The sequence below is a fragment of the Pyrolobus fumarii 1A genome (assembly GCF_000223395.1).
GTDB lineage: Archaea > Thermoproteota > Thermoprotei_A > Sulfolobales > Pyrodictiaceae > Pyrolobus > Pyrolobus fumarii.
Map to the genome: position 1 here is coordinate 1174267 of NC_015931.1, position 12590 is coordinate 1186856.

The following is a 12590-nucleotide window of genomic DNA, read 5'->3' on the forward strand; positions in this document are numbered from 1 at the left end:
TGCAAGGATACAAGCTACATACTCATCCCTATCCGGGCAAGATTATCCCTCCACTATGATGCGGGTTGTGTGCCGGGGCGCGACTCAATAGAGCGTCTCGTTCCCCGCCTGTAACGCTCGTGTTCGGGATGCTCATCTTCCTCGGTGTTTGTTCGGCTTGCGTGTCGTCTTCCTGCCCGTGCTGGTTTTCGGCCTCTTTTGGCTCGTTACGCTCTCCTCTAGGAGTCTCACTGCGTGTGTTGCTAGTTTCCCGCCGGCTGGGCACACGTTGACGCATATGCTGCAGGATCTGCACTTGTTAGTGTCGACGGTGTGCGGCGCTATCATGGCGCCCGTTGGGCACGATGAGACGCAGACTGCGCATCCTCCGCACGCGCCTATCATGTAGAGTGGTGCTAGTACACGCCGCGCGAAGGCACCGAACTTGTTGGCGTCGCGCGGCTCGCCGATTATCTCGACGCGCGCGTCGCTATACACCCTGGCCTCTACTCCCAGCTCCTCGTCGGTTATCCTGACGTGGTCTCCTTCCCTACTCGCCCTGTCCCTGAGCCTCGTGGCGCTAAGCAGCCTCTCGTACGCATCCAGGTCGATGCGGTCGAGCCTCGTGCGGGGGTGTAGGACGCGAGCCACGCGGCCGTCTGGTGTAGGCTCTATGCTGAGGGTGGCGTAGAGTAGCATGCTCCTGCGCAGCAGCTCCCTGGGGTTAAGCCCGAGGCGCTTTGCGAGCGCCTCTATCTCGGCGGGGTATGCGAACCTCCACCTCCAGAAGCCGTACTCCACCCACTCTCGGGGTAGGCTGGCCCTCTTGGCGAACCGGTGGAGTGCAGACTCCCACCTCCTCCAGAGCCTCGCGTGCGTATCGCGAACCGCCTCTATCTCGGCGAGGCGCGAGGCCGGGCACAGGTAGCAGCCGACCCTCTCGTAGCCCATGGTGTATAACGGGTTGAGGGGTAGTCTCTTCCACTGGATGTACATGTGTACCTCGAGGCTGGTCCAGTGTTGTATCGGTGCGGCTACGAGGTCGCCGTGCCGCCCGGTGGTGGCGCTAGGCGCTAGGCGGCCAGCCTGGGCCCTAGCTGTAGACTCGAAGGCCCTCTGCCCGGTGATCGTGAGGAGGCTTCCCCTCACGTGGGGCCTTAGACCGCGCTCCAGGGGCCCGAACTTGACGACCTTACAGCACCAGCGGTAGTCGCGAGCAGGCGGCCCGTATATCTCGAGGGCCCTCCAGAACGTGTCTCCCGCGCTGATCTCGAGAAGCTCTAGGCCGAGCGCATCAGCCACCCTCTCCGCCGTCTCGACCGTCTCCGGGAACTCTATCCCAGTGTCGAAGAAGTAGCCGCGAGACACTCCAGCCTCAACGGCGATCGCCGCCGCCACAGTACTATCCTTGCCGCCGCTCAGCGCCACCATGGGCTCGCCGCGGTCGAGAACACTCCTCAGCCACCCTACAGCCTCCTCCTCCAGCGCCTCCAGGTGCTCCACGTTAGCCTCTATAATGTCGTCGAGCGTCGCCCTGCTAGCCTCCCACGACTCCAAGGCACGCCTCGGCGGAGCATCAAACACCTTCTGGACGCGGACAGCGCCAGTCTCCAGGAGCTTACCAACCCCAAACCTCCTGCCATCGCTAAGCACGAGAAAGAGGCCAGGCTCACGAGGCTCCTCGTACACCCTGAGATCACTACGCTCTATGACCGAGCCGGGCCTCAGCGGCACCCGAGACCGTGCACGCGGCCCGAGACCCTCACGGTAGAGGAGCACAGCGCCAAAGTAATCGGGCTTGAATACCCAGCGTCGCCTATACAAGTCGAACATACGCGTCCCGATAGTACGCCCGCCGACGATAACCTCATCCGCCGCATCAATAGCCTGCACACGGTTAAGCAGGACTAGAGACCCTCCAGGCAACAGCCTCTTCGCGGCCTCACCCCCAAGGCTATACTCGATAGCCTCGCGGGTAACCTCCACATCGCGCTCAAAAGCCGGGCGTAGATCGCCAGGCTGCGTCAACCGCAGCTTCCAACACACGCCTCTACAACCGCCCTTATCGAAGACGGGCACCCCGAGCTCCTCAGACCACCAGACAACCCTCATTATACTACGGAATAGCCTCGTCGCAGCCTCGCCAGTAACCCTCCTAGCCACGACTGGTACAACACCTCATCCATAACACCTTGCAAGCACCAACTACTCCTTTATTCACTACTGTATGAAGCTAGCAAACTCGGCATCAATCATAATATTCGGTAATACCATTGTCTTTCAATTAGGCGAGGAAAGAAGCATAGAAGTATGCCATATCGATTATGAAGTGCTACTGTTGTGTTGATATGAAGAGGGCGATATGGGTACAAACCAATATACATACGAAGATAGTGCGGTAACTAGCCTTATAGAAGCACTTGGGCATCTACGTGGAGCAGGTATTGTGAGTCACGTTAATATTGCATACAAAGGTCAAACTCCTCCGAGAAAGTTAGGAGATGTCATATTAGGAGGCCTTTCACGCATCTTGTTAATTGAGCTCAAAGCACCTATAGACGCGCCTTCTCCAACCGCTGGTTGGAAATACATAATAGACAAGACTAAAGTTAGTCTCCTCCACACCATATGTACACACAATTTACAGACCATTTTAAACACATATGCACTCGGATTTGTACATGCTACTGCTGATATAAATAGCGCTCCTAGCCCAGCCACAGCCGATGCGATAGTTTCTGGATATCTTGCACCATTAACAACAGTTATAATTCAAACACGCAAGTGCATGTTGTGCGACATAATCGTAAATGTTGATAAAAGAGCAGACTTGGTGGTAAGGGTAAAAGATGTGTCAAACGCGCCAAAGAGAAAACTCAATAACATTACAATGTGGCGTATGAAACAACTTGGCCAAGATATCCTAAGAGTCTATGATGCTACAACATTTAGAGTATGTTGCAATGGTGATAGAGTGCTGGAAATAACAATAGGCGGCAAGACGTACACTTGTAGGGGGCTCACTTATCTTCAACTCATCAAGTGCTTGGCTAGGCCAGATCGATGGGAAAAAGGCTGTATACAACAAGGTCCTCCAACTTTGCTCGAGTTTGCCCGCGAACTTGCTGGAATAATTGACGATAATGTGTTAAAGAACGTATTAGATAGGTTCGTAGGTGCGGAAAGACAGGTTCTTGTCCTCATATCTAACTCGGGGTACGTAGCTGCTGTAACACCTTCGATGCTTATTCATATACTTCCGCAGTTGCTACGTGAAAAAGAGTATGTAGATCATGCCAGGAGACTTGAAAAGATATTGAGCGGTACAACATAGCTGGAACCACATAGAAGCTTGCTACGTTACTTCTTTACATATATCGCTAGGTCTGGGCAGATGTGTTCGCATAGGAGGCATCCTGTGCATCTGTCGGCGGGCTCTACGACTTCTACCACGGGGTAGCCCTGGTTGTTGAACTTCTGCCCGGTTATGGTTAACAGTGGCTTGTCGTACTTGCCCGCCTTGTGCATGGCGTTGACGGGGCAGATGCCTATGCAGAGGCCGCAGCCCTTACACAAGTCCTCTATCACGACGGGCCTGGGCATCACCCGCTCACCTCCCCCTTGACCATCTTGTATCCCTCCCAGAAGGCCTTGGTGTTGAGCTCGGCGAACTTCGGGTATCTCTTTGCGATGGCGTCTGCAACCTTGTTCGGGTCGACTAGCGGGACCACCGCTACGAGTGCGCCGAGGACTACCATGTTGGCTGCTCGTAGGTTACCGAGGCGTATGGCAGTGCTCGAGGCTGGTATGCTGTAGACCTTGGCGTTGAGATCTGGTAGTGTCTTAACCGCGTCCGAGTTCACGATGACGATGCTTCCGGGCTTCACTAGGTGCGCGTAGCGCGGCACCGTCTTCGGCGCTAGGAATACGGTGACGTCAGCCTCCTTGAATAGCGGGAAGTCTATGGGTTGCTCTGAGAGCCTCATCTCGGCGGTGCTCTCGCCGCCCGATATGAACGCGTCGAACTTCTGGATTAGCGTCACGTACCTGCCCTCCTGGACGGCGACGCTACCCAGTATCTTCGCGATTGTGAGCACTCCCTGCCCGCCTATCCCCGTTATCCTCACGTCGAGCGAGCGCGCCTCCACCGCTCTTCACCCCTCGGTGAGCCCGTGCACCTGATACACCCTCTCGGTGTACTCGGGCTTCGAGTCGTCGCGGTGGAAGACTCCCACGAGTATAGGCTTGCCGAACTCGATGCTAGCCTCGAAGATCTCCTTCTCGGGGTCTCTCACAGGCCTACTGTTCTTCGCGAAGTACTCTACCATGGCCCAGGGCTCCCTGAAGTTGTTGTACCTGCCGTAGAGCACCGGGCACTGCGAGATCACCTCGATGAAGCTGAAGCCTTTGCGTAGAAGCGCCTCCTTGATGCTATTCTTCAACTGGATGAGGTGGAATGTGGTCCACCTGGCCACGTATGTCGCGCCAGCGGTCTTGAGCAGCAACGGGACGTTGAACGGCCTCTCGATGCTCCTGCCTCCGGGCACGTACTTGGTCCTCGAGCCCTCCGGTGTGGTTACGGTGGGCTCGCCACCGCTCATCGCTATGTTGAAGTTGTTCACCATTATGACCGTCATGTCGATGTTGCGCCTCGCGGCTTGCAGCGTATGGTTAAGCCCTATGCTTAGCAGGTCGGCATCGCCGCTAATGACGACCACCTTCAGCTCGGGGTTTGCCAGCTTAACGCCCATGGCGAAGGCTATGGGGCGGCCGTGGGTAGTGTGCATGGAGTCAAAGCCCATGAAGCCGCTTAGCCTGCCCGTGCACCCGATGCCCGAGATGACCACTAGCTTCTTGGGGTCAAGCTTCCCCTTGTCTACAAGCTCCTTCACAGCATGCAGGAAGACGCTCATCACCGTGCCGGCGCCGCAGCCGGGGCATAGGGTGTGTGGCAGCGCCCTGGCTCTAGCGTAGCGGCCCACGGGGTGCTCTCTCGTTAGCCTCTCTCTGGCCTCGGAGAGCCAGTCACGCTTCGCCTCCACGAGCGCCATGACACGCTCACCTCCTTCAGGCTTTGGATACGAGCCTCTCTGCTAGCTCCTCGGGGGTTGGTGGGAGTTCACCAATCCTAGGCTCTAGCTCGACCCTCTCCCAGCCGCCAACATGCTCGGCCACAAGGTGCACCACCTGCCCATAGTTCATCTCCGCCACGAGTATCTTCTCGGCGTTCCTCGCGAACCTTGCGAGCTCCGGACCGGGGAACGGCCATAGCGTGATCGGGCGGAAGAGAGCCGCCTTCACACCCTTCTCGCGGAGCATCCTCACAGCTCTCCTCGCCGCGCGAGCCACGAACCCATACGCGACTATCACGTGAGTCGGATTCTCGTCGCCGAACACCTCGTACTCGACGATCTTGTCGCGGTTCTTGCGTATCTTGTCACACAGCCTCTTGACCAGCTGGTGGTGCACGATCGGATCATCGCTTACCGCCACGCCAAGCTCGTTGTGCGTGACGCCCGTGACGTGGATGCCGTATCCCTCGCCGAACCTGGGCATCGGTGGCACCAGGTCCTCCTCGGGCTCGAATGGCTTGAAGTTGGGGTCGCCTGGTGGCACACGCGGCCTCTTCCTATCGACGCGCACCACTTCAGACGGGTCTGGCACCTTCACGTTCTCCATTAGCAGGACGGTCATCTTATCCGCGAGGATGAATGCGGGCACCCTCCACCTCTCAGCAGCGTTAAACGCCTTGATCGTGTACTCGAGTAGCTCCTGGGCGCTAGACGGCGAGTAGGCTATGATCTCGTAGTCGCCGTGCGCACCCCACTTCGCCTGCATAACATCCTGCTGCGAGGCCTTTGTGGCCTGGCCCGTGCTAGGCCCAGCCCTCATACCGTCGATTATCACCACAGGGGTCTCGGTCATCACAGCATAGCTGATATGCTCCGTCATGAGGCTCATGCCGGGACCGCTCGTAGCCGTGAACGCCTTGACACCCGCCCACGAAGCTCCTATCGCGGCAGCCAACGCTGATATCTCATCCTCGGTCTGGATGACCACTCCGCCGGCCCTCGGGAATAGCTCTACAAGCGCCTCGGCGATGTCGGTCGCAGGCTCTATCGGGTAGAAGGCGAAGAACCTGGCACCAGCCAGGATAGCGCCTATCGCGATAGCCCACGCGCCAGACTCGAAGTAGTAGCCCGGCTTTACGGGCAGCTTTGGAGGCTCCTCCTGCAGCTTAACCAGGGGCTTTAGCTGCACGATGCCCCTCACCCCGGGCTTTACTCCTCTATGTCGCTCCTCCAGGGCTCGGGCTTCCCGCGTATCTCCTCGGGTAGCTCCTTCTCTATCCTAGCCAGGTACTTGGCGATCTTCTCGGCCTTCTCGAAGTCGTAGAGCCTGCCCATCATTATCCTCTGTGCGGCTGGGCTGCCGGCGCCGTGCAGACTCTCGATCAGGAACATGACGCCAAGGCTAATGTTCTCTAGTAGCCTCACCATCCTCAGCCTGTGCTCGGCCGGGTAGTCTGGCAGGCACTGGAAGTACTTCTCGAGGAGTGGCTTGAGCTTCGGGTGCATGAAGTCCTTGGCGCTTGGCGCTGTGCCGAGCACGCCACCGGCGATATCGTGGCTTAGCCTCGCTATCTCGTATGGGAACCTGGTGACTAGCTGTTTAGCGACGTTGGAGAACATGGGGTCTACCCAGTAGCACCCGCTGCCCATCTTCCTGCCGCGCCAGGATGCGGCGATGCTAGCGGCGTACATGGCCTCGGTGAGGAAGACCATCTCGACGAGCTTCTCGCGTATGTGGTGCTTATCGGCGATGCCCATCTGCTTGGCTAGGTTGTAGGCAGCGCCGATGATGATATCCGCTAGGCCTGACTTGCAGCCGCCGTACGCGTGGCGGTGGTAGCTGGAGAATATCTCGACGAGCGGGTAGGCGAACTCCCACTCCTTGAACATGAAGACCCTCTCCCATGGCACGAAGACATCGTCGAAGATTATCATTGCCTCGTGGTTGAAGGCGCCGGGTAGCGAGTCTATCTCGTTCTCCTCGAAGCGGCGGCAATCGTTCACCTGCCTGCCAACGATGATCTTTATGCCCTCGGTGTCGAGGGGCACGGCAAAGGATATGGCGTAAGCCTCGTCCTTCTCTGTCATTGCGCGCGTGGGCATGACTATAATCTCCTCGGATGTGACGACGCCAGTGATGCTCATCTTGGCGCCTCTAACCACTATGCCATCATCACGTACCTCGACTACCCTCACATAGGCGTCTGGGTTGGGCTGCTGGTGTGGACGGAGGGAGCGCACACCCTTAACATCGGTCATAGCGCCGGCTAGGGCAATGTCATTCTTCTGGACGTACTTGAGGAACTCTATGAACCTCTTGTGGTAATCTGACCCCTTCTTCTTGTCGATCATGTGGGTGACGATGTGAAGGGCGTTTATCGCGTCCCATCCGACACAGCGCTGGACGCACGCGCCTACCTTGTGGCTCAGGGCGCGCAGCAGCTTAACCTTAGCCTCGAGGTCCTCGCGAGACTGGTGAATATGGTTGAACCTGTTAACTTCCTCGTTTATGTAGGGGCTGTAGGCCACAGCGAGCTTCCTGAGGGCAGGGTCCCACGCAGCCTCATAGGTTACCGCGTATGCCCTTACGGTGGGCTTTAGGAAGGGGTGCTTAGTCACATCCTCTACCTGCTCGCCAAGCACGTAGATCTCGGCCTTCTTCCTATGCCTTATAGCCTGGATATACTCCTCGGGCTTCCTAAGCCCCAAAGAATCCCACCCGAGTGGATCGCCAGGCGAAGTGCGAGTAAACCCACTATTGAAAACGTTTGCTTGGGAATGCACACGTGCAGCTCCCAGCAAAACGTTACGGCGTGTAGTGCCTGGAGGCTATTCTCCACTCGCCGCTTGGCTCTACGACTAGCCTGGCGCGGCGGGCCGCCCAGCAGTTAAACGCCACAGCGACTGGGTATGTGGCAGGGTGCCTATGAGCAACCTCAATGTGCACGTCTAGCACTGTGGGGTAACCGCCCAGCCCCATGGGGCCAATCTCTAGCTTGTTCAGCTCCTCTACTAGCATCTCTTCGAGCCTCGCTATCCTAGGGTCACTGTTCCTGGAGCCAACCTCGCGTACCGTAGCCGCATACTTCGCTAGGAACATTGTCTCCTCCACCGTGCCGCCGATGCCCACGCCAACAATGGTCGGCGGGCATGGGAGCCCACCAGCCTCAACAACCGCGTCAATCACCTTCTCTAGCGCGGCCTCGAGGCCCTTGGCTGGCGGCACCATGTAGAGCCTAGCGGGGTACTCCGAGCCACCACCCTTGGGCACCACAACAATCTCGAGCCTTTCGCTTTTAGCTGGCAGCCAGTGTATTACGGGCACGTGGAGCCCGGTGTTGTCCCCCGAGTTCCTACCGGTGACCGGATGCACGGCGTTAGGCCTCAGCGGGACCTCCCTCGTAGCCCTCCTAACAGCCTCGATTATGGCCTCCTCAACCTCCCTCATTCCCATTGGGAAGCCGCTCGGGTACCACACGTAGAAGGTTAGGAGCCCCGTATCCTGGCAGATCGGGCGCCCCTCCCTCGCCGCCACCTCTATGTTCCTAAGCACCGCTTGCAGCTGCGCCTTCGCGGCACCCTCGCTCCTCTCCGCGGCAGAACGAATAGCCTCATAGACGTCCAGGGGTAGCCTCGTCTCGGCGATACGGATAGCCTCTACTATAGCGTCCACGAGGAGCTTCCTGTCCATTGTACTAGCCCCTAGCTATGCGCCCCGAGACCCACGGTATTAGAGGGGTGGGTCTTGCTCGCCCCGTAGTGTGTTTCAAAAACCGGCGTAACGGTTCAAAGAGGGGCGAACGATAGGCCTTGAGCATCGAGGGTATAGAGAAGCTCGGAGTTTATGATGTCGTTGTTGTTGGTGCTGGGCTAGCGGGCCTAATGGCCGCGATTCATGCTGCCCAGAGGGGTGTCAGCGTCCTAGTCGTATCCAAGAGTCACCCGGTTAGGAGTCACACGGCGGCCGCCGAGGGCGGTATAGCGGCGTGGATACCGGGTGCGAGCGACCCGCGAGACTCGTGGCTACAACACGCCTATGATACGGTGAAGGGTGGCGACTTCCTCGTGGATCAACACGCGGCCGAGATACTTGCTCGAGAGGCTTACCCGACGATAATGCTGCTCGAGAGGTGGGGCGTGCTATTCACGCGCGACGAGGAGGGTCGTATCGCCAGGAGGCCCTTCGGCGGCCATAGGTATCCGCGTACACGCTTCGTAGAGGACAAGACGGGAATGGCGATAATGCACGTTGTGTACGAGCAGGCGTTGAGACTCGGCATTGATATGCTCGACGAGGTGTTTGCGCTCGATGTTGTAGTCTGGCAGGGTAGAGTCTATGGCGTTGTGGCGGTTGATCTTCGCGAGGCGAGGCCCCTCTACATACAAGCGAAGGCCGTTGTATTGGCAGCCGGCGGTGCAGGCATGATATACAAGCATACCACCAACAACTACTTCAACACTGGCGATGGTTACGCGATGGCGCTTAGGGCTGGCGCTGCTCTCAAGGACATGGAGTTCATCCAGTTCCATCCAACCGCGTTATACCCCACCGACATACTCATCACGGAGGCTGCGAGAGGGGAAGGCGGCCACCTTATCAACGCCAAAGGAGAGAGGTTCATGGCGCGTTATGCACCCCAGTGGATGGAGCTAGCGCCTCGCGATGTCGTGGCGAGGGCGATCGCCACCGAGATCCTGGAGGGTAGGGGGTTCGAAGGCGGCTATGTGCTGCTCGATCTCACGCATCTAGGGGAGGAGAGGATTCGAGAGAGGCTCCCGACGGTGAGGGAGGCGGCGAGGCGCTACGCGGGCGTGGATCCGGCAAAGGAGCCTATACCGGTGAGGCCCGCGCAACACTACATGATGGGCGGTGTAGACGTAGACATTGATGGCCATAGCCCGGATGTTACCGGGTTGTTCGCAGCCGGCGAGACTGCATGCATCTCTGTACACGGGGCTAACAGGTTGGGCTCGAATAGCCTCCTTGAGGCGGCGGTGTTCGGGAAGCGTGCTGGCCTCGCAGCGGCGTCTTATGCTCTCGGGAGGGGCTCGGGAGAGCCCCCTGCTGAGGCTGTGAGGGAGCCCGTGGAGAGGCTGTACTCGTTGCTGCGCCGCGAGAGGAGCGGTGTGGAGCTTGGCGAGGCTAGGAGAGAGCTACGCGAGGTGATGTGGGTTAAGGTGGGCCTGTTCCGCGAGGAGAAGGGGCTTGCAGAGGCTGTGTCCAGGCTAACAGACTTGTACAAGAGGGTTCTTGATGGCATCGTGGTGCCGAGTAGGGGGCGTGGCTGGTACGACCTGGCGTTGGCCTACGAGACTCTCAACATGGTGACTGTTGGCCTTGTTGTGGCTAGGGCTGCTCTTGAGCGGAGAGAGAGTAGAGGCGCCCACTATCGCCTCGACTATCCAAAGCGCGATGACGAGAACTACTTGAAGCACAGTCTTGTTCGTCTCCGTGGCGATAGCCTCGAGGTAGGATGGAGGAAGGTTGAGGTGAGGAGGTGGGAGCCCGGTGAGCGCGCCTACTAAACGCCGTGTGGTGATCCGCGTCAAGCGGTTTGACCCCGATACGGGCAGGATATGGTGGCAGGAGTACGAGGTAGAGGTGGATCGCTACCAGAGTCTCGCGACGGTGCTCCAGAGGATAAGGGAGGAGGTTGACCCGACGCTGGCTTTCCAGGCTGGCTGCCGCTTCGGCGTCTGTGGAGCATGTGCCGTGAAGGTGAATGGTATCCCGAGGCTGGCTTGCCAGACGCTAGTGCTCAACGAGGCTGGTGATGAGGGGGTTGTCACTGTTGAGCCTCTAGACTTCTTCCCGGTCGTGAGGGATCTCGTCGTTGACAGGAGGTTTATTGACGGTGCGTTTAGGAAGGCTAGGGCGTGGCTAGAGCCTGGCCCAGAGCCTCTCGAGGACGGCTTTCGGATTGAACCGGCGTTGCAGAAGAAGCTGTGGAAGCTGGACAAGTGCATCGTGTGCGGTGTATGCTTCTCGGTGTGCCCGCTTCTAGACGCTGGCTTGGACTACCCCGGGCCAGCTGCGATAGCGAAGCTAGTACGCTTCTCCATGGATCCTAGGGATGCTCTGCGCGACGCTAGGCTGGAGGACGCTAGCGAGTGGATATGGAGGTGCTTGAGGTGTGGGCTTTGCGCGCTACACTGCCCCTATAGTATACAGACGCCTGGTGCCGTCGCCGAGGCACGACGCCGTCTGATCGAGAAGAGGGTAGGGCGGCCTAGCGACATACGCCACGTTGAGGCTATCGTTGAGAGTGTGAAGAGGCTCGGACGTATGAACGAGAAGCGGGTATTCATCGAGACTGCAGGGTTTGCACGTGCGTTGCGAGAGGCTATAGTATTGGCGAGGAAGGTGGGCTTGCCGCGTCCCCCCGAGCGTGTTAGTGGAGAGGTTCTCGAGTTGCTAAGGGGTGATGAGGCGTGAAGAGGGTGGGCTACTACCCTGGCTGTGCGGTCAAGAGCTTCACGCCACACATTGTAGGGAGGGTTGAGGAGCTCCTAGGCAGACTTGGCCTCGAGGTGTTCGAGATACGCGACTGGGTTTGCTGTACGGGCGGCGTGGCAGAAGAGGCAAAGAAGGACTCCATAGAGAGGATCAGCGTCCTTAACGCTCTTCTCGCGAAGAAGCAGGGAGCAGAGATACTAGCCACCTCGTGCTCTATGTGCCTCTCGACGCTATACCGTGGCTTGCGCCGGGCACCAGCGAGCCTAGTGGAGAGCATAGCATCCAAGCTTAGCGTAGAGCCCAGCCCGCTACCCCGCGTAGTGCACATTGCCGATGTGCTTCTGGAGCACGCCTCGAGACTAGAGCTTGACGTTAGCGGACGTGTCGCCCTATACCCTGGCTGTGGCTACCTAGTGGCTCACGGTGCACGAGAAGCGCGTAAACGGATCAAGAGGCTAGCAAAGCTGGCGGGGCTCAAGAACTATGGGATTGTCGTGGGGTGCTGCGGGTTTACAATCTATGCTGCAAGGCCGAGAGAGGCTAGTGTCGTAGCCAAGCGGCTAGAGGAGAAGATGGGAGATGCAGACATGGTTGTGACGCTGTGCCCTCTATGCAAGCTCACACTAGCGCGGTTCACAGGGCTAAAGACAGTGCTACTCGAAGAGGTTGTCACCAGCGTCTCTCCACGCTAAGTGTGCATCGCTATGGGTGCACACCTAGACGCGGCTTCTTTACACGCGTCCTCGGCCAGCTTGTTAACCTCCTCGAGCACGAGCCCCACGAGAGCAGCATACGTGTACCTGACTCTCTCACGCACGCGCTCGGCACTACAGTGGCACGGGTGCTCCCATGCTACAGCATAACGCGTTAGCAGCTTAGAAGCGACGAGCGCGACAATAGCCGCTAGCTCCTCGGGCGTAAACTGCGATAGATCGATAGACGCGAGCATCTTCGATACTGCCTCGCGCACGCGAGGCTCGTCTAGTCTCGAGCGTATCCTCTCACGCACCTCCTCCATGAGCGATACAAGGGTCGTAAAGTCCATCGGTTCAGTCGCCCCGTCTCACCCCCAGTAAGACTAA

At 58.4% G+C, this 12590-nt stretch carries 12 protein-coding genes; 4 read left to right on the plus strand and 8 right to left on the minus strand.

Annotated elements, in window-relative coordinates; genetic code table 11:
• Positions 1–132 precede the first annotated feature (132 nt).
• Complete coding sequence (locus tag PYRFU_RS06215) at positions 133–2142, minus strand: phosphoadenosine phosphosulfate reductase domain-containing protein (protein WP_014026805.1); 2010 nt, start codon at positions 2140–2142, stop codon at positions 133–135.
• A 283-nt stretch (positions 2143–2425) separates the two neighbouring features.
• Between PYRFU_RS06215 and PYRFU_RS10520 the strand changes: the two genes are divergently transcribed.
• Positions 2426–3313, plus strand: coding sequence for a hypothetical protein (locus PYRFU_RS10520; RefSeq protein ID WP_167827872.1), 888 nt, complete (start codon positions 2426–2428; stop codon positions 3311–3313).
• 26 nt (positions 3314–3339) lie between these two features.
• Here the strand turns inward: PYRFU_RS10520 and PYRFU_RS06225 are convergent, their stop codons facing one another.
• From PYRFU_RS06225 to PYRFU_RS06250, 6 genes are all read right to left on the minus strand, one after another.
• Positions 3340–3582, minus strand: coding sequence for a 4Fe-4S dicluster domain-containing protein (locus tag PYRFU_RS06225; protein WP_048192565.1), 243 nt, complete (start codon positions 3580–3582; stop codon positions 3340–3342).
• Positions 3582–4127, minus strand: coding sequence for a 2-oxoacid:acceptor oxidoreductase family protein (locus PYRFU_RS06230; protein ID WP_014026808.1), 546 nt, complete (start codon positions 4125–4127; stop codon positions 3582–3584). Before PYRFU_RS06230 ends, PYRFU_RS06225 begins: the two co-directional genes overlap by 1 nt.
• A gap of 6 nt (positions 4128–4133) precedes the next feature.
• Positions 4134–5030 carry a thiamine pyrophosphate-dependent enzyme gene (locus PYRFU_RS06235; protein ID WP_014026809.1) on the minus strand — a complete coding sequence of 299 codons (897 nt, stop codon included), beginning with the start codon at positions 5028–5030 and terminating at the stop codon, positions 4134–4136.
• A gap of 16 nt (positions 5031–5046) precedes the next feature.
• Entirely contained in the window at positions 5047–6240 is a 1194-nt protein-coding gene (locus PYRFU_RS06240; RefSeq protein WP_014026810.1) for a 2-oxoacid:acceptor oxidoreductase subunit alpha, read from the minus strand.
• Positions 6241–6260: 20 nt separating this feature from the next.
• A complete protein-coding gene (locus tag PYRFU_RS06245) occupies positions 6261–7760 on the minus strand; it encodes a 4-hydroxyphenylacetate 3-hydroxylase family protein (RefSeq protein ID WP_014026811.1) in 1500 nt (499 codons plus the stop codon).
• Positions 7761–7857: 97 nt separating this feature from the next.
• Complete coding sequence (locus PYRFU_RS06250) at positions 7858–8742, minus strand: fumarate hydratase (RefSeq protein ID WP_014026812.1); 885 nt, start codon at positions 8740–8742, stop codon at positions 7858–7860.
• A gap of 134 nt (positions 8743–8876) precedes the next feature.
• On the opposite strand from PYRFU_RS06250, the gene PYRFU_RS06255 reads away from it, so the two are divergent.
• From PYRFU_RS06255 to PYRFU_RS06265, 3 genes are read left to right on the plus strand one after another with little or no spacing between them, the layout of a single operon-like run.
• Positions 8877–10577, plus strand: a complete 1701-nt coding sequence (locus tag PYRFU_RS06255) for an FAD-dependent oxidoreductase (protein ID WP_048192568.1) — start codon at positions 8877–8879, stop codon at positions 10575–10577.
• The gene (locus PYRFU_RS06260) at positions 10561–11487 is read left to right on the plus strand and encodes a succinate dehydrogenase/fumarate reductase iron-sulfur subunit (RefSeq protein WP_014026814.1); all 927 of its coding nucleotides are present in this window, start codon (positions 10561–10563) and stop codon (positions 11485–11487) included. Before PYRFU_RS06255 ends, PYRFU_RS06260 begins: the two co-directional genes overlap by 17 nt.
• A complete protein-coding gene (locus tag PYRFU_RS06265) occupies positions 11484–12200 on the plus strand; it encodes a heterodisulfide reductase-related iron-sulfur binding cluster (protein WP_048191758.1) in 717 nt (238 codons plus the stop codon). Before PYRFU_RS06260 ends, PYRFU_RS06265 begins: the two co-directional genes overlap by 4 nt.
• On the opposite strand, the gene PYRFU_RS06270 is transcribed toward PYRFU_RS06265, so the two are convergent.
• A complete protein-coding gene (locus tag PYRFU_RS06270; protein ID WP_014026816.1) occupies positions 12197–12553 on the minus strand; it encodes a hypothetical protein in 357 nt (118 codons plus the stop codon). The genes PYRFU_RS06265 and PYRFU_RS06270 overlap by 4 nt on opposite strands.
• Between the last annotated feature and the right edge of the window lie 37 nt (positions 12554–12590).